Source organism: Serratia sp. L9 (genome assembly GCF_050632285.1).
In the GTDB taxonomy this organism is placed as follows: domain Bacteria; phylum Pseudomonadota; class Gammaproteobacteria; order Enterobacterales; family Enterobacteriaceae; genus Chania.
Map to the genome: position 1 here is coordinate 1,617,001 of NZ_CP192591.1, position 18,604 is coordinate 1,635,604.

General features: G+C 53.7%; 11 protein-coding genes and 2 pseudogenes. 8 read left to right on the forward strand and 5 right to left on the reverse strand.

Features of this window, described 5'->3' with window-relative positions; genetic code table 11:
- Positions 1-42: 42 nt before the first annotated feature.
- A complete protein-coding gene (gene iclR / locus ACQ86O_RS07625; protein WP_431224725.1) occupies positions 43-873 on the reverse strand; it encodes a glyoxylate bypass operon transcriptional repressor IclR in 831 nt (276 codons plus the stop codon).
- Positions 874-1,242: 369 nt separating this feature from the next.
- On the opposite strand from iclR, the gene metH reads away from it, so the two are divergent.
- Both metH and ACQ86O_RS07635 read left to right on the forward strand, forming a co-directional pair.
- Complete coding sequence (gene metH, locus ACQ86O_RS07630; RefSeq protein ID WP_431224726.1) at positions 1,243-4,923, forward strand: methionine synthase; 3,681 nt, start codon at positions 1,243-1,245, stop codon at positions 4,921-4,923.
- Between the two features lie 117 nt (positions 4,924-5,040).
- A complete protein-coding gene (locus tag ACQ86O_RS07635; protein WP_431224727.1) occupies positions 5,041-5,607 on the forward strand; it encodes a glycerol-3-phosphate responsive antiterminator in 567 nt (188 codons plus the stop codon).
- A 34-nt stretch (positions 5,608-5,641) separates the two neighbouring features.
- Here the strand turns inward: ACQ86O_RS07635 and ACQ86O_RS07640 are convergent, their stop codons facing one another.
- On the reverse strand, positions 5,642-7,090 hold the full coding sequence (locus tag ACQ86O_RS07640) for an FGGY-family carbohydrate kinase (RefSeq protein WP_431224728.1): 1,449 nt from the start codon (positions 7,088-7,090) through the stop codon (positions 5,642-5,644).
- A gap of 21 nt (positions 7,091-7,111) precedes the next feature.
- A complete protein-coding gene (locus ACQ86O_RS07645) occupies positions 7,112-8,392 on the reverse strand; it encodes an MFS transporter (RefSeq protein WP_431224729.1) in 1,281 nt (426 codons plus the stop codon).
- A gap of 464 nt (positions 8,393-8,856) precedes the next feature.
- Between ACQ86O_RS07645 and ACQ86O_RS07650 the strand changes: the two are divergent.
- The 5 genes and pseudogenes from ACQ86O_RS07650 (at position 8,857) to ACQ86O_RS07670 (ending at position 14,480) form a co-directional block, all read left to right on the forward strand.
- Positions 8,857-9,641 (forward strand): annotated as a pseudogene (locus ACQ86O_RS07650) (SDR family oxidoreductase).
- Between the two features lie 71 nt (positions 9,642-9,712).
- Positions 9,713-11,167 carry an FAD-binding oxidoreductase gene (locus ACQ86O_RS07655; protein ID WP_431224730.1) on the forward strand — a complete coding sequence of 485 codons (1,455 nt, stop codon included), beginning with the start codon at positions 9,713-9,715 and terminating at the stop codon, positions 11,165-11,167.
- Positions 11,168-11,394: 227 nt separating this feature from the next.
- Positions 11,395-12,729, forward strand: a complete 1,335-nt coding sequence (locus ACQ86O_RS07660) for an MFS transporter (RefSeq protein WP_431224731.1) — start codon at positions 11,395-11,397, stop codon at positions 12,727-12,729.
- A 12-nt stretch (positions 12,730-12,741) separates the two neighbouring features.
- The gene (locus tag ACQ86O_RS07665; RefSeq protein ID WP_431224732.1) at positions 12,742-13,548 is read left to right on the forward strand and encodes an electron transfer flavoprotein subunit beta/FixA family protein; all 807 of its coding nucleotides are present in this window, start codon (positions 12,742-12,744) and stop codon (positions 13,546-13,548) included.
- Positions 13,545-14,480, forward strand: a complete 936-nt coding sequence (locus tag ACQ86O_RS07670) for an electron transfer flavoprotein subunit alpha/FixB family protein (RefSeq protein ID WP_431224733.1) — start codon at positions 13,545-13,547, stop codon at positions 14,478-14,480. The genes ACQ86O_RS07665 and ACQ86O_RS07670 overlap by 4 nt, the downstream gene beginning before the upstream one ends.
- Here the strand turns inward: ACQ86O_RS07670 and ACQ86O_RS07675 are convergent.
- Positions 14,477-14,749 (reverse strand): ferredoxin family protein, encoded by a 273-nt coding sequence (locus ACQ86O_RS07675; protein ID WP_431224734.1) that lies wholly within the window; start codon positions 14,747-14,749, stop codon positions 14,477-14,479. The genes ACQ86O_RS07670 and ACQ86O_RS07675 overlap by 4 nt on opposite strands.
- Entirely contained in the window at positions 14,746-16,005 is a 1,260-nt protein-coding gene (locus ACQ86O_RS07680) for an FAD-dependent oxidoreductase (RefSeq protein WP_431224735.1), read from the reverse strand. The genes ACQ86O_RS07675 and ACQ86O_RS07680 overlap by 4 nt, the downstream gene beginning before the upstream one ends.
- Before the next feature lie 329 nt (positions 16,006-16,334).
- Between ACQ86O_RS07680 and ACQ86O_RS07685 the strand changes: the two are divergent.
- Positions 16,335-17,982: pseudogene (locus ACQ86O_RS07685) on the forward strand (Na/Pi cotransporter family protein).
- Positions 17,983-18,604 lie beyond the last annotated feature (622 nt).

Here is an 18,604-nt window from a genome sequence, read left to right on the forward strand (position 1 = left end):
GCTCATCCTGGCCGCCTGGCCAAGATGAGGGCAGGGTGGATCTTAGCGCACACCACCATATTCCAGGCTGATCTCTTTGGCAGCATGGATCACCAGCGCGCCCAGTTCCGTAACACGATCGTCCGTAATGCGCGAAACCGGGCCTGAGATGGAGATGGCCGCAAAGGCTTCGCGATGCTCGTCAAAGATGCAGGCGGCCAGACAGCGCAGGCCAAGGGCATGTTCTTCATCATCGAAGGAAAACCCTTGTTTGCGGATCAGCGCCAGCCCTTCTTTCAGGTTATGTGGCGTCAGCGTGTGCGGGGTATAAGTATGCATACCTTTTTTATGCAGCAACCTGGTGACCTGCTCGTCAGTCATCGTTGCCAGAAAGGCTTTGCCTGCGCCGGACGCATGCATGGGCAGTTTGCCGCCAATCGGCGCAGACATACGCATCAGTGCGGTACATTGCACCTGATCGATAATCACCGCCTGATCTTCAGCTTTATCCATCACCGCCAGGTTGACCGTTTCACCGGATTCTTCCATTAAACGGCGTAGTGTTGGGTGCACCATTGCCAGCAGATTACGGCTTTGCAGGAAACTGCTGCCAACCACAAAAGCATGTGCGCCCATGGTCCACAAGCCAAGATCGCCGACCTGGCGCACAAACCCTTGTTGTTGCATGGTGGTAAGCAGGCGATGAGTGGTGGAATTAGGTAAACCGGCTTGCTGGGCCAGATCGGTCAGCGCGACGTTGCCATGGGCTTCGGCAATAAACTCCAGCAATTTCAGGCCACGAGTCAGTGACTGGACCTGGCCGGTTGCGGCCCCGGCGGCCGGTGCTGCTGTGCGCGGCTTCTTGCCTCGCTTGGCGGGTACGGGTGTGGCCATGATTCACCTTCTATTTTCCGTATGATGGAATTCATTTTCGTTTTTTGAGTGTGAATTGCAAGGTGCTTATCCGCTCATCGGATCTGTTAGCGAGTGAACCTGAAAAACTCTCAATACCCGCTAACATCTTTGCGGTCATAACCTGTGCTAGGATGACCGATACCCGGCGTCTTTCAAGCCGCAGCGTGGTTACCTGCACTCGTTTATCCCAGCCACTGACCTTAGTAAGTTCAGGGGGAACGTGCTGGGCGCCTGGCTGCAACTTGAAATCCATAGGGTATGCAGCATTTGGGTGGTGGTGAAATAGTATCGGGTCGTTTCATTGTGTGAACAATACCGCAGTGGCTTGCAGGATAAAGGGGATAAGTGGTGGTGAATCGAGTGGAACAACTGCGTCAGCAGTTAGCGCAGCGCATTTTAGTGTTGGACGGCGGCATGGGCACCATGATCCAGAGCTATCGCCTGGAGGAGCAGGATTTTCGTGGTGAGCGTTTTACGGACTGGCAAAGCGATCTTAAAGGCAATAATGACCTGCTGGTGCTGACCAAACCCGAAGTGATCACGGCGATCCATAATGCCTATCTGGAGGCGGGTGCCGACATCCTCGAAACCAATACCTTCAACTCGACGACCATCGCGATGGCCGACTACCACATGGAGTCGCTGTCCGCCGAGATTAACTATCAGGCCGCTTTACTGGCCCGTGCCTGCGCCGACGAATGGACCGCGCGTACTCCGGACAAACCTCGTTACGTCGCTGGCGTGCTTGGCCCGACCAACCGCACTGCCTCTATTTCGCCGAACGTTAACGACCCGGCCTTCCGTAATGTCTCCTTTGACCTGCTGGTAGACGCGTATCGTGAATCAACCCGCGCGTTGGTCGAAGGGGGCGTCGATCTGATCATGATCGAAACCATCTTCGATACCCTGAACGCCAAAGCGGCGGCCTTTGCGGTGGAAACCGAGTTTGAAGCGTTGGGCGTGACATTGCCGATCATGATTTCCGGCACTATCACCGACGCCTCTGGCCGTACCCTCTCCGGCCAGACCACGGAAGCGTTCTACAATTCACTGCGTCACGTCAAACCACTGACCTTTGGCCTGAACTGTGCCCTTGGCCCAGATGAACTGCGCCAATATGTGGCGGAGCTGGCGCGTATTTCTGAAAGCTATGTGACGGCGCACCCGAACGCCGGTTTGCCCAATGCTTTTGGTGAATACGACCTTGATGCTGAAGAAATGGCTAAACAGGTCGGGGAATGGGCGCAGGCCGGATTCCTCAATATCATCGGTGGTTGCTGTGGCACCACTCCGGCACATATCGCTGCGATGGCCAAAGTGGTGGAGGGCGTGACACCACGACAGTTGCCAGAGTTACCGGTGGCCTGCCGTCTGTCCGGCCTGGAGCCGCTGAATATTGATGCCAAATCGCTGTTCGTCAACGTCGGTGAACGTACCAACGTGACCGGTTCAGCACGTTTCAAACGGCTGATCAAAGAAGAGAAATACAACGAGGCGCTGGATGTTGCGCGCCAACAGGTAGAAAGTGGCGCCCAAATCATCGATATCAATATGGATGAGGGGATGCTCGACGCCGAAGCGGCGATGGTGCGTTTTCTCAACCTGATTGCAGGTGAACCGGATATCGCCCGCGTGCCGATCATGATCGACTCCTCCAAGTGGAGCGTGATTGAGCAGGGCCTGAAATGCATTCAGGGCAAAGGCATCGTCAACTCTATCTCGATGAAAGAGGGCGAAGAGGCCTTTATCCATCACGCCAAACTGGTGCGCCGCTATGGGGCCGCTGTGGTGGTGATGGCTTTCGACGAAGTCGGCCAGGCCGATACCCGTGAACGCAAGTTCCAGATTTGCCGTCGTGCCTACCAGATCCTGACCGAACGTGTTGGCTTCCCGCCGGAAGACATCATTTTTGACCCCAATATTTTTGCCGTCGCCACCGGTATTGATGAGCATAACAACTATGCCGTCGACTTTATCGAGGCCTGCGCCGACATCAAAGCCCATCTGCCACACGCCATGATTTCCGGCGGCGTTTCCAACGTTTCATTCTCTTTCCGTGGCAACGATCCGGTTCGCGAGGCGATCCACGCGGTGTTCTTGTACCACGCGATCCGCAGCGGTATGGATATGGGGATCGTCAACGCCGGCCAGTTGGCAATCTACGACGATCTGAGCACCGAACTGCGTGAAGCCGTAGAGGATGTGATCCTCAATCGCCGCCAGGACGGCACCGAGCGTTTGCTGGAGCTGGCAGAGAAATACCGTGGCAGCAAAGACAGTGAAATAGCGGTGCAGCAGGCCGAATGGCGTGGCTGGCCGGTGGTAAAACGCCTGGAGTATTCGCTGGTCAAAGGCATTACCGAATTTATCGAATCAGACACCGAAGAGGCGCGTCAGCAAGCGGATCGCCCGATCGAAGTGATCGAAGGGCCGCTGATGGCCGGGATGAACGTGGTAGGTGACCTGTTTGGCGAGGGCAAAATGTTCCTGCCGCAGGTGGTAAAATCGGCCCGCGTAATGAAACAGGCAGTGGCTTATCTTCAGCCCTACATTGAAGCCAGCAAGCAGCAAGGCACAACGGCGGGTAAAATTTTGCTGGCGACGGTGAAGGGGGATGTGCATGACATCGGCAAGAATATTGTCGGCGTGGTGCTGCAATGTAACAACTACGAAATTATCGATCTGGGTGTGATGGTGCCGACGGACAAAATCCTGAAAACCGCGCGCGAAGAGAAAGTGGACATCATCGGCCTGTCTGGCCTGATCACCCCGTCGCTGGATGAGATGGTGAACGTGGCGAAAGAGATGGAGCGCCAGGGCTTTACCTTGCCGCTGCTGATCGGCGGTGCCACCACTTCCAAAGCGCATACCGCAGTGAAGATCGAACAGAACTACAGCGGCCCGACCACCTATGTGCAGAACGCCTCACGCACCGTTGGTGTAGTCTCTGCGCTGCTGTCAGATAGCCAGCGGGATGAGTTTGTCGCCCGCACACGCAAAGAGTACGAAACCGTGCGTATCCAGCATGCACGTAAAAAACCGCGAACAGCGCCGGTCAGCCTGCAACAAGCGCGGGATAACGCCATGGTGCTGGATTGGGAAAACTACCAGCCACCGGTACCGAACCAGTTGGGCGTATTCCCGGTGGAAGTTGGAATCAATACCTTGCGTCACTACATCGACTGGACACCGTTCTTTATGACCTGGTCGCTGGCGGGCAAATACCCACGCATTCTGGAAGATGAAGTGGTGGGGGAAGAAGCCAAGAAGTTGTTCCAGGATGCCAATCAGATGCTGGATATGCTGGCCGCCACCGGCAGCCTCAACCCGCGTGGCGTCTATGGCCTGTTCCCGGCCAACCGCGTTGGGGATGATGTGGAAGTGTACCGCGATGAAAGCCGCGAAGAGGTGCTGGTGGTTAGCCGCCATCTGCGTCAGCAAACGGAAAAAACCGACTTCCCGAATTACTGCCTGGCCGACTTTGTGGCGCCAAAAAGCAGCGGTAAGGCCGACTATTTTGGCGCATTCGCCGTGACGGGCGGCTTGGAAGAAGATGAACTGGCAGCGGCCTATGATGCCAGGCACGATGATTATAATAAAATCATGGTCAAAGCCCTGTCCGATCGCCTGGCGGAAGCCTTTGCCGAATACCTGCATGAGCAGGTACGAAAGCTGCACTGGGGCTTTGCCGCCGATGAAAATCTGAGTAACGAAGAGCTGATCCGGGAGAATTACCAAGGTATTCGCCCGGCGCCTGGTTATCCTGCCTGCCCGGAACACACTGAAAAAGCGGAAATATGGCAATTGCTGGATGTTAACCGCCATACCGGCATGAAACTGACAGAATCCTTCGCCATGTGGCCGGGCGCTGCGGTTTCTGGCTGGTATTTCAGCCATCCGCAGAGCAAGTATTTTGCCGTGGCACAGATCCAACGCGATCAGGTCGAGGACTATGCGCAGCGTAAGGGAATGAAGATCGGCGACGTTGAGCGCTGGTTGGCCCCGAATCTGGGCTACGATGCGGATTAATTGCTATACCCGCCGTCTTTCAAGCGGCAGCGTTGTTGGCTGCTGCAAGAAAGAATGGAGTGAGAGGGGCCGGTAACGCCGGTGTTGGATCGGGTTTTATCCAAGGGAATATATCGCGTGTCTATCGTCGAACTGTTAACGCTGCATCCGGTGATCGCAGCGGTAAAAGATAATGAGAGCCTGCAGATTGCGGTGAAGTCGGACTGCCAGATCATCTCGGTACTTTACGGCAATATCTGCAATATTGGCCGTATCGTGCAGCAGATCAAGGAAGCCGGGAAATATGCTTTTGTGCATGTTGATTTGTTGGAAGGCAGCTCCAACAAGGAGATCGTGATTAATTTCCTGAAAATTGTCACGGCGGCCGATGGCATCATCAGCACCAAGGCCTCCATGGTGAAAGCGGCGCGTCAGCACGGTTTTTACGCCATCCACCGGCTGTTTATCATGGACTCAATTTCCTTTCACAATATCGACAAACAGGTGGCGCAATCGACGCCGGACTGCATTGAGATCCTGCCGGGTTGCATGCCAAAGGTGTTAGGCTGGGTAGCGGAAAAAATCGATTTGCCGATTATTGCCGGTGGCCTGGTATGTGATGAAGATGATGCGCAAACCGCGCTGGGGGCTGGGGCGATAGCCGTAGCGACCACTAATCACGAAGTATGGAAGCTGAAGCTGTAATCAAGGGGCACCGCACGTAGGTGCCCCCTCTCTTTTAGTCGACCAACGGACTTAGCGCCTGTAGCAGCGGGTCCAGGTGTTTGTTCACTTGCTGATACACCTGCTGGTTCAACTGATTGTAGAACCGATGATTATCATTATTAGGTGCAAAACTGTCCCCCATGTGTACCAGCTTCTGCGCTGCCTGCTCATAATCACTGAAGACATTCACCGCCATCCCGGCGTTGATAGCACAACCCACCGCTGCCGAGCCTTTCATCAGATTACGGCTGGTGGGGATGCCAAACACATCGGCAAAAATCTGCATAAACAGATCGCTATTGGCGCCTCCACCGGAAATTATCAGGCTTTTGAACGGTGTTTTCAGCTCCAACGCCATCTTGTCCATGTGATTTTTCATGGTGAAGGCGATGCCTTCCATCACCGAACGGTACATATGGGCGCGGGTATGGCGGCCATCAAAGCCAATCATGGCCCCTTTTCGGAATTCGGCCTCTGATGGCGGTGCCCAGTCGTGGACGGTGATCAGGCCTTCACAACCGGCCGGGATGCGTTCGGCTTCCTGGTTCAACAATTCCTCAATACTGACGCCGGCATCATGAGCGTCTGACATGGCTGCTGCGCCAAATTGATCGCGGAACCAACTGATGGTCCACATGCCACGGCGTACACCCATGCATTCATACAGATAGCGGCCAGGGATGGAGGCCTGGAAAGGCCAGAAATTCTGTGCATCTTTTACGTTAGCATGGCCGTGTACCATCGCACCGATATAGGTGCCGAGAGAAATCAGTGCCACGCCTTCATCCAGCGAGCCTGCACCCAGCGCCTCCACCGCTTTATCATGCGCGGTAGCGACAACCGGAATACCGGCAGGTACACCAAGCTGCTGGGCAACCTGTTGGGTGATATGCCCGAGCACTTCACCCGGTTTCACCACGTCCAACACCATGCTGTGGGTGAGATTACAGCTTTCCCAAGCGGCAGGATCGGTGCTCCAATCCAGTGTGTCATTATCCATTGGCCACCAGCCAATGTAGTTGGCGCAGGTGTCTTTAAACTCACCGGTCAGGCGATGGGTAATGTAACCGGAAGTGGTGGTCACATAGCGCATGCCCTGATAGGCATCGATATATTCGTAAGGCTTGTTCAGGCGCTTGTCCATCCAGTTAATCACCGGGTAGGCCAGCTCACCGTCGGCCTTCAGCAGTACCCGGCAGCACCGCACGATGCAAATACCCATTGCCAGAATGTCCTGCGGCTTGCCGCCACGGTCGCCAAAACGCTGCATAGCCCGGCGGAATGCCACTTTGAGCGAATCCCACAAATCGTCATCCGGGTGTTCTGCCAGCAGCGGTGCCGGGATATCCATTTTCCGTAGTTGCTGCTTCCCTTCACAAATTGCGTTGCCGTCCAGATCAAAAATAACCACTTTTGCGCTCTGGGTGCCGACGTCCACACCCATCAGGTACTTGCTCTTCATGTCGCCAACTCCTTGAGATAATTATTCGGTCACCGGCAGTGCGGTTGTATTTTTGGCACCGGAGCGTTTGATGTTGTTAAACAGCAGGAAGGTGAACACCACCACCAGGCTGGTCGCGCCTAATCCCATCAGCCACATATTGTGATAGGCCTCGGCGGCGGGCAGCGTGTCTTGCCAATGGCCGATAATGGGGTAGACAAACACATCGGGCAGGAAGCCGATAACAGAACAGATCCCCACGGTGGTACCCATAATATATTTCGGCGTTCTGGCCTCACCGATGCAGGCAAAATACAGCCCGCGTGAGGCATAACAGGTGAATGCCAGCAGCAGGATCAGGCCGATACCAACGGCTACCGAGGTTGGGTTCTGGTTGGTGATCAGCAGGACGGCCAGGGTCGCGATACTCACCAGAGCCAGTAACTGAATGGCACGTGTTGGCGATTTCAGCCTCGTGTAAGTGGTGATCAACCCACCCAGCGGCCCGCATATGGCACGGAAGATTTTGTTGATGACGATCCCCATGTAACTGGCGGCAACCAGGGTCATACCGTACATTTCGGTCAGGTAATTGGTGGAGTAGCTGAGAATGGCGTAAATGGTATAAACGCCGAAGATGATCATGCTGCAATACCAGGTGGTACTGATTTTAAGCACCGAGACGATATCGCTCAGGCTGAATTGGCGTGGTTTTTCTTCCGTGGCGCTGGTGGTAAAACCGTCACTGACAAAGAACCAGCACAGAATACCCAGCAGAATATAAACGCCGCTGTAGATCAGGATCACCGCCTTCAGGCTATTCGGGTTTTCCGGTGCGAACAGCGAGAAAATCCACATGGTGAATACCGCCAGGGCCATCACGCCAACGCCGCGCAACCCTTCCATCCACCCCATGATCTTTCCTTGCTCTTCATGGTTGCCGAGCAGCGATGCCGCCTTGATGGAAACGGACCACAGCAACAGGATGGTGGTGACAGCAAAGGCAACCTGGATCAGGATCATCACCCAGAATGGAGGGTAAACCGCCATCACCAGCCCCAATAAACCGGTAGCTATCATGGCGAAGGTCATCATCTTCTTATGGGAGAACTTATCGGCAATGACCCCACTGGGGGCATACAGAATAATTGCGGTAATACCGAATGTACTCATAATTAACCCGATTTCGGTATTAGAGAATCCCATAAATTTGGCCATGGGTATCTGATAAATATAACGCAGATAGGCCAGATCGAAACTTACTCCGCCGCTGATACTTATTATTGCGAGCGTTAACCAACGGTGGGAATTGGATTTTTCCATGGTGAAGTTCCGCATGGATTTACCTTGGTTATTGTCAATATTCAGTTTTTTTAACTGAAATTAACATTTATTGGGTAAATCGCGTTAAACAAAAAAAGAGAAAAGCAATCTTCCCGCCAGGCAGGAAGTTACTTTTCTCTTCGTCTCTTTCAGTAACTGCGGTAATAAATAACATGTTGCTGCTCAATTCATCTGTGAGAGTTATCACAAAATGAAGGGAGACCGACTGGCTTAAATCTGATTGCGCATTAATTCATCGGTTAATTTGCAGTAAATAAGTGATAATTATCAGCAAAAATCACCAGGAAATGAAATTGTGATTAGTGTCACGGAATAATACTGAGCGGTTGTGTTACTTTTTTTGCCAGTTACTAGAGACAATGAGAAAAGTAACTTCTCTGCCAAGTGTGGGGAAGGTTGCTTTTCTCTTTTTTTGCGTTTTTTTCAGACCAAGGGGCAGGACCATGTCATTAAACGCGTTAAATGAGTTCTCATTAGATTTCTTCTCGCTGAAAGGCAAAACCGCCATTGTGACCGGTGGCAACAGTGGTCTGGGTCAGGCATTTGCCATGGCGCTGGCCAAGGCTGGTGCCAATCTGTTTATTCCTAGCTTTATTATGGATAAGGGGAAACCCGCGAACTCATTGAACAACAAGGGGTTAAGGTTGAGTTCATGCAGGTTGATATCACGGAAAAAGGCGCCCCTGCCAGAGTGATCGCCCAGTGTCTGGAGACCTTTGGTTCAGTGGATATTCTGGTGAACAACGCCGGGATCTGTAAGCTGAACAAGGTATTGGATTTTGGCCGCGATGATTGGGATCCGATGATTGACATCAACCTGACCGCCGCATTTGAATTGAGCTATGAAGCAGCGAAAATCATGATCCCGAAAAAGCAGGGGAAAATAATTAATATTTGCTCTTTATTCTCTTATCTTGGCGGCCAGTGGTCACCGGCTTATTCGGCAACCAAACATGCGTTGGCCGGTTTCACCAAGGCCTATTGTGATGAGTTGGGGCAATATAATATTCAGGTGAATGGTATTGCACCGGGTTATTATGCGACTGATATTACGGTTGAAACACGTAAAAACCCAGAAACCAATAAGCGTGTGCTTGATCATATTCCTGCCAACCGTTGGGGTGAAACACAGGACCTGATGGGCGCAATGGTGTTTTTAGCCAGTCGCGCATCCGATTATGTCAACGGTCATTTATTGGTTGTCGATGGTGGTTATTTGGTTCGTTAAGTCAGAGGAGGGGTTCCTTTTAATTTTAATTGCATTTCCTTTATCTATTCTTATATCAAGAAGGGTTGATTATGTCTTTATCTCGTGAAGAAATTGTTGTTCAGCTGAAAGAAATTGTTGGTCCGGAGCGGGTTATTACCGACGAAAAAGTGCTGCAAAAAAACAGCGTAGACCGCTTCAGGAAATATGCTGATATTCACGGTGTATTTACTCAGCCGTTGCCAGCCGCCGTAGTGAAACTGGCTGATACCCAACAGGTGTCTGCTGTGCTGGCGTTTATGAATCAGCACGGTATCAACGGCGTGCCGCGCACCGGGGCTTCGGCTACCGAAGGCGGACTGGAGACGGTGGTGAAGAATTCGGTGGTGCTGGATGGCTCCGCAATGAACAAAGTCATCAGCATCGATATCCGTAATATGCAGGCGACGGCACAGTGCGGAGTACCGCTAGAAGTGCTGGAAAATCAATTGCGTGCCCAAGGATATACGACCGGCCACTCTCCGCAATCCAAACCGTTGGCGCAAATGGGCGGCCTGGTAGCGACGCGCAGTATTGGCCAGTTCTCCACGCTTTACGGGGCGATTGAGGACATGGTGGTTGGGTTGGAGGCCGTATTCCCGAATGGCAATATCACCCGCATTAAAAACGTGCCGCGTCGTGCGGCTGGGCCAGATATTCGCCATGTGATTATCGGCAACGAAGGCGCACTGTGCTTTATCACCGAAGTGACGGTGAAAATCTTCAAATATATGCCGGAAAACAACCTGTTCTACGGCTATATCCTCGACAACATGCAAACCGGTTTCAACATCCTGCGTGAAGTGATGGTTGAAGGTTATCGCCCTTCGATTGCCCGCCTGTATGACGCAGAAGACGGAACCCAACACTTTACCCATTTTGCCGAGGGCAAATGTGTGATGATCTTTATGGCCGAAGGGGCGAAAGGGATCGCGCAGGCCACCGGTGCCGGTATTGAAGAGATTGTGCAGCGTTACCCGGAATGTAAGCGGGTCGACAGCAAGCTGATTGAAACCTGGTTCAACAACCTTAACTGGGGACCGGATAAAGTTGCCGCAGAGCGCGTGCAGATTATGAAGACCAACAATATGGGCTTCACCACCGAAGTGTCTGGCGACTGGGGCAGCATCAATACCATTTACGAGAATGTGATCCGCCGTATCCGTGAAGAGTTTCCTCATGCCGATGATATCACTATGCTTGGTGGCCACTCGTCACACAGTTACATCAACGGCACCAATATGTACTTTGTGTATGACTACAATGTGGTGGGCTGCAAGCCGGAAGAGGAGATCGACAAATACCATAACCCACTGAATAAAATCATAGTGGAAGAAACCATCAAACAGGGCGGTTCGATGGTGCATCACCACGGTATCGGTAAGCACCGGGTACACTGGACCAAGGATGAACACGGCAGTGCTTACTATATCCTCAAGGCGCTGAAAGAAGTGTACGACCCTAATGGCATCATGAACGCGGGCACTATTTATCCGATTGAAAAATAATCATCATTTATAACCATCGTTTGATGGTTAGCCTGTCTCGGTGTAGGGAAATGCCCTCTTGTCAGTGATTCGGCAAATCGGTATGTCCCTCACCCTAACCCGCTCCCGCAGGAGGAAGGTTAGGGCGAGGGGCATATCACTTGAGCTGAACCTCTCATTGCGATCCTTATAAAGGAAAAGGCCTCATGTTATGCAATGCGTTTTCGCGCTGAAATAAGGGGGTAACGATGGCACCTCGACCGCCTCAACAAGTGCGCATGGATGATATTCCGCTTAACGGTTTCCATCTGAAAATGGCGGGGCTGACTTTTGGCGCTCATCTTACCGACGGCTATGTGCTGGGGGTCATTGGTTTTGCGCTGGCCCAGCTAAGACCGCAGATGGCACTGACGCCGTTTTGGGAAGGGATGATTGGCAGCTCGGCACTGATTGGTCTGTTCCTGGGGAGCCTGATACTGGGTTGGATTTCTGACCATATAGGCCGTCAGAAAATTTTCAGTTTCAGTTTCGTCATCATCACCCTGGCCTCGGTGATGCAATTTTTTGCTACCACTCCGGAACAGTTGTTCTGGCTGCGGGTGCTGGTGGGGATTGGGCTGGGAGGTGATTACGCCGTCGGCCATACCATGCTGGCCGAATTCTCGCCGCGCAAACACCGGGGGATCCTGTTGGGATCGTTCAGTGTGATCTGGACACTGGGCTATGTCGCAGCCGGTTTTGTCAGCCATTTACTTACCGATCTGGGGCCAGATGCCTGGCGTTGGTTACTGGCCTCCAGCGCCGTTCCGGCATTGCTGATTATGCTGTTGCGCATCGGTACGCCGGAGTCGCCTCGCTGGTTGATGCGCAAAGGGCGGATAGCCGAAGCTCATCGGGTGGTGCGGCGCTGTTTTGGCCCGCATGTGGTGCTGAATGACGAAATCCCGCTAGAAACCGCACGCCATATTCACACCTTATTCTCGACGCGCTACTGGCGGCGCACTGCCTTTAACAGCCTGTTCTTTGTCTGTTTGGTGATCCCCTATTTTGCCATCTACACCTTCTTGCCTTCGATCCTTACCAGCCTGGGGCAGAGTCAGAATTTTGCTACCGACCTGCTGCTTAACGGCTTGCTCATGGTCGGAGCCTTGGTGGGGATTGTTTTCACCCAATGGTTGCCACGCCGCCGTTTCCTGATCGGTGCGTTCTGGATCCTGGCGCTGAGTTTAGGGGTATTGGCGTTTGTGCCGCCAGGGCAGGGGGCGATGCTGCTGCTGTTTGCCTTGTTTACCCTGACTATTTCCGCGGTCAGTAATCTGGTTGGCGTATTCCCTGCTGAGAGTTTCCCGACCGATATCCGTTCATTAGGCGTCGGTTTTGCTACTTCGATGAGCCGTCTGGGGTCAGCCATTGGCACCGCTTTGTTGCCGATGTCGATGATCTCTCTGGGTTTGCAGAGCACCATGCTGATCTTGACGGGGGTACTGGTGCTGGGGGCGGTGGTATCCATCTTATGGGCACCGGAAACCAAAGATATGACGCTGGTGGGGGCTTCCTCGGTAAAGCCGGTAAGTGTCCACTGACAGGAGGAACGGATGAACCTGCTATTGGCGATTAAGGTCGCGCCGGATCTGGGCATGCTGGCGCAGTCTGACTGGCAGCCGGATGAACAGTTGCAGATAGACACCAGTTTTGCCCGGCGGTTGCTGAGTGGTTATGACGAATGTGCTGCGGAAATGGTACTGATGCTGCGCGAAAAGATGGAACTCAGCCTCAGCGTGCTGACGGTAGCGGATGCGATGGCTGAACCCGTCCTGAAGCAACTGCTGGCGTTGGAGTATCAGCAAGCGGTGCGCATTGAACTCCCTGCGGATTGGGATCTGCGCTTTAACCCAGCCGCGATTGCCGCGTTGACTGCGGCTTATCAGGAAAAGGTTGGGGCGCAGTCGGTGATCGTCATGGGGGCACAAAGTATTGAGGGGCAAAGCGGCCAGACTCCTTTGATGCTGGCGGAACGACTGGGGTGGCCTTGCCTTACCGGTGTTTGCCAGCTTGCTCCGGCTGCCGAAGCCGGGGCTTTGCAAGTGACCCGGCAAAGCGCTTATGGCCTGGAGGTGATGATCGTGAAACCCCCTTTGGTGCTGGTGGTGGGTAACTCACAACAGGCGAGTGCATTAAGAGTGCCTACGCTGAAACAAAAATTGGCGGCAGGCAGACGGCAGATCCAGCGTTTGTCGCCTGCCGATCTGGGCGTAACGATGTTACCGCCCGGTAATCTGCGCTTATGTGACTTGACGCCGATGGAACACCGGCGTGCCGGGGTGCTGATTGAGGGGGACACGGTGGCGCAGAAAGTGCAGCGGCTGTGCCAGGATTATCTCAGCGAACGGTGGTCATCATGAATATTGCGGTGATCCTGGATGCTGATATCGCCGATTTTTATGTGCAGGCTGGCCAGATCAATCGTTTTTTGCAATTGAGCGAGCTTAGCGCCGAGAGCCTGGAACTGTGGTTATTCAGTCGTGAAACGCCGCAGAGCCTGCCACGCCTGGAGGGTAAGCTGGGGCAAATACGCTGGGTTGCCGCTTCTCGCCTGGCGGAGGTGAGGCTCGCGGTGTTGGAACAGATGCAGCAGGCCTTCGCGCCGCAGTTATTGCTGTTTGCGGGCGATGAGGGCGGGGAATTGGCAACGCGCCTGGCGTGCCGGAGCGCGGGGGCGGCCTGCTGTGCGGTTGAACAGGCGCAGGTCTCCGCTGATCAATGCCGGGTAACGAAGGCGACCTACAGCAACCATCTCTCAGCAGAATTGATGATGGCGCGGGCGCCGTGGTGCCTGAGCGTGGCCCGTAACGGTGTCGCCAGTGCGGAAATATTGCCGGGGCCCGTCTTCGTGGAACGCTTTCAACCAGCAGAACTCCCTGAGGCACCCTGGGTGCTGGCATCAACCAGCGCCCCTGCACAGCAAGTGTCACCACTTAATCAGGCTCGCTATGTTTTGGCTATCGGGGAAGGGGCTGGCAGTATTCAGAACGTAGCCCATTTGCAGCAGTTGGCCACGCGACTGGGCGCGGAGTTGGCCGCCAGCAGGCCGGTAGTGATGAATGCCTGGTGCGAAATGGATCGTTTGCTGGGGATGTCCGGCGCTATCATCGCCCCCGAGGTCTGTATTGCCGCCGGGGCTTCCGGTGCGCCAGCGTTTATTATGGGTATTCGCCACAGCAAGCTGATTGTGGCGGTCAACCAGGATCCGCAGGCGGCTATTTTTGCACAGGCAGACGTAGGTATTGTTGGTGATATGCACGAAGTGTTAGAAGCGTTAGCCAATGTCCTTTAGCCAAAACGGAACTCAATTCCCTGGCCTGCATCGGGATAGCGCCAGCGGGCAATAACCGCCTCCCCGCACAGCAGGCGACAGGTGCCGCACTCCAGGCAACCATGCACGTCAAAGTGCAGGCTGCCGTCCGGTTGGAACTGATACAGTCCTGCTGGGCAGGCGATCACCAAGCGCATCAGCATCAGGCGGTCCTGCGCATCGGCCAGGATGATGTGCGGGTTGGCAGTATCCACCTGATAATGGTTGTGGCTCAAATCCGGTTTATTCATAAACTGCGCATTCCATTGACGGTATCTTTCAGTAATTGCCTCAGGCCGATACGGCGAGCATGGCGCCACAGCAGCTTGCGTAGTGGCGTGGGGGCACTGCCATTGACTTCAAACATCTCTTGCAGCACAGCGGCTGCCAACTGTGGGTAGCGGGTGAACCAGTGTGGCGACTGCAACATCACTTCCGGCAGGCGGCGATATTGTTGGATCAGCGCCCAGAGCGCGCTTTGCTGTAATCGCCGTGGATAGTGAAGCGGTTCTTGCCCGGCAATCAGGGTTTCGGCCGCCGTTTGCGCTGACAGCATCGCCAGATCCATCCCCCGCACGGTATGACCGGTATTGATACACAGGCGCGCAGCGTCGCCAACCAGCAGATAACCCGGGCCACACAGTGGCGGCATGCTGTGTGCGCCACCTTCGGGTATCAGATGAGCACTGTATTCGCGCAGTTCGGTATTTTTCAGCAATGGCTGCACCGCCGGGTGTTGCTTGAATTGTTGCAGCATCTGCGGCAGGGCTATTTTACTGTCTGTAAGGCTGGAAAGGTTGCACACCACGCCGAGCGACAGGCTATCGCGGTTGGTATACAGAAAACCTCCGCCGACTTTCCCTTGCGTGGGTTGGCCAGCGAATAGCCAGGCGCAACCCTGGTCATTTTCCAGTAAGAAACGCTCTTCCAGCCGCTCGCGGGGTAAGGCCAACACTTCTTTAACGCCGATAGCCATCGTTGATATTGCTGGTTTGGCCTGTAACCCCGCATGTTCACTCAGCAGCGTGTTGGCCCCTTCCGCCAGGATCACCGTTTTGGCAAATAACGCTTCACCTGCCGCCATAACGCCCACAACCCGGCCTTGCCGCACGATAAGCTCATCAACCAGTGCGCCTGTCAGGCATTGTGCACCCGCGGCTTGCGCCTGTTCCATCAGCCAGGGATCAAAGCGGGCGCGCAACAGGCTGTGCGAGCAGGGCAAGGTATGGCGGTAATCCAGCGTCACTGCACTATCGCCATTAATCAGCGAAAGTTTTTCCTGCGTGATATGGCGTTCAAGCGGAGCTGTAGCGGCAAAATCCGGGATCAACTGCGCCAGGGCGTGAGTATATAAACGGCCACCGCTGATGTTTTTACTGCCCGCCTGGCTGCCACGCTCCAATAACAGGGTGTTGATGCCAGCCCGAGCCAGCAGCAAAGCGGCAGTGCAGCCCGCGATGCCACCGCCAACGATAATGGTCTCAAAACCAAGTTGTTCCATCGGCATTCTATCTCCTGGGCTGGTATGCCAAGCAGGATAACAGTTGCGCTCCAGGGTTCATTGATTCCGCACAGTTTTTATGCCGTGAGTCTGCGTGCTTAACCCCCTGCGGCCGATTGACGCCCGGTGGCAATGAAATTGCGCTACAATTGGAGACTGTTGCTTTACGGGAAGTTGCATGATTTCGCTGAGGTATTTCTCGATAACAACCAAGTGAACACTTTTTTGAAAGGTTCCAGCGGTCAGCAGCCCGTTCCCGCTATCCTGCCGAATTGACGCCTGGCAGGCGGGATAGCCTGTTATATCCAGCCGGGCGTTAATGGAGCGTTCCTTCCGTGTTGACCCTTCTGAACCTGCTTTCTGCCATCGCCATGCTGGTGTGGGGAACTCACATCGTACGTACCGGGATCATGCGGGTCTATGGCGCCAATTTGCGCCAGGTCTTGAGCAGCAGTATAGAAAAAACCTTTGGCCTTTGTAGCCGGGATTGGTGTGACTGCGCTGGTGCAAAGCAGTAACGCGACCGCGTTGCTGGTTTCTTCTTTTGTTGCACAAGGACTGGTGGGGCTCGGGCCTGCTCTGGTGATCATGCTGGGCGCCGATGTGGGTACTGCCATCATGGCGCGGGTACTGACTTTCAATCTCTCCTGGCTTTCGCCGCTGTTGATTTTTGTCGGCGTGATTTTATTCCTCAGCCGTAAGCAGACTCGCGTTGGCCAGATGGGGCGTGTTGCCATTGGCCTGGGCCTGATTGTACTGGCGCTGGAGTTGATCGTAGCCGCAGCCACGCCAATTACGCAGGGGTATGGCGTTAAGGTTATCTTCTCGTCGCTGACCGGCGACGTGATGCTTGATGCGCTGATTGGTGCCCTGTTTGCCATCATCAGTTATTCCAGCCTGGCGGCGGTACTGTTGACCGCGACCTTGACAGCTTCAGGCGTGATTTCTTTACAGGTGGCGCTGTGCCTGGTAATCGGTGCCAACCTGGGTAGCGGCCTGTTGGTGATGCTTAACACCAGCGGCCAGAATGCCGCAGGTCGTCGCGTGGCGTTGGGTAGCCTGCTGTTTAAACTGCTGGGTAGTGCGTTGGTGCTGCCGTTTGTTTCCTTGATTGCGCACGGTATCGAGCGGCTGCCTGGAAATGCAGAAGAGTTGGTGATCTATTTCCACATGTTCTACAACCTGGTGCGTTGCCTGCTTCAGATACCGTTGTCCGGGCCGATGGCGCGTCTATGCGAAACGTGGATCGTCGATGCGCCTTCTGAAGATCCGCGTTTGCGGCCACGCCACCTCGACGTCAGCGCCCTGGATACGCCAAGCCTGGCACTGGTCAACGCGGCGCGGGAAACCCTGCGGATGGGGGATGTGGTTGAGCATATGATGATCCTGCACCATGAAGTGTTGCATGGTAAGCGTATCCAGGCCAAAGAAGTTCGCCGTCTGGACGATGATGTCCACGTGTTGTACACCGCCATCAAGCTCTACCTGGCACAGATCCAGAGGGAAGATCTGGGGGAAGAGGATTCGCGCCGCTGGGCGGAGATCATTGAAATGGCCCTCAACCTGGAACAGGCAGGCGATATCATCGAGCGTATGGCCAGCGATGTGGCGGATCAATCGCATGGTGCGCGCGGATCATTCTCGTCTGAAGGTTTGGCCGAACTCGACCAGTTACATGAAAAACTGACCGATAATTTACGCCTGAGTCTGTCGGTATTTCTCTCCGGGGATATCACCAGTGCCAAGCGGTTACGCCGTGCCAAGCACCGTTTCCGCATCCTGGATCGTCGCTATGCCCACGCGCACGTTGATCGTCTGCATCAGCAAAACGTGCAGAGTATCGAAACCAGCTCGCTCCACCTGGCACTATTGGGGGATATGAAACGGCTTAACTCGCTGTTTTGCGCGGTGGCCTATAACGCGCTTGATCAGGATGAGAAAGACGACGACCGTGACTGGGAGGAAATGCCCGGCAGGCTTTAACCCCTGGGCGTTGACGAACGATGCAGGGCACCAGATAGGCTGGGTGAAGTAAGCTGGAGCTCTTCACCTGTATGGGTGCCCTGTGCCCGATAACCTAACTCCTCCAGCTTACCGCAGGTTCACAATCCTCTCATTTTATAATCCAAATCCTAATGCGATAGTGTGCCTGAGAGGGCAAATGTTGGATTAACGATGTCCTATAAAACAGTTTTTTTGCTGGTTTTGCCGATTTGTTCTAAGAAATTCGTCCCAAACTCATGAGCGATTCCAGAAAATTAGACCGGTATCTTAGGTTTATTATTCCCGCATCATGAAGAATATTTTATGCAGGGGCGGGTTGACCAGAGTATCGTTTGGATAATTCTATAATTAATAATATTATATATCGTTATTTTATTTTTATTAGGTTTGTTATATTTTTATTAATTAATTCAATCTGCATTGTCAATAAATAATTGGATTTTTATTCCGTTATTTCACTTGGTGTTTTGCAGGCGTGAAAGTGTGTTTTAATTTTTAAATGGCTTTGTTAGACTATTGCGGCAATAAACTATGAGCCTGTTTGATTTTAATAGTGTTGCGATTAGGGATTGTGAAATAAAATGGAGGTGGTTTACTGAAG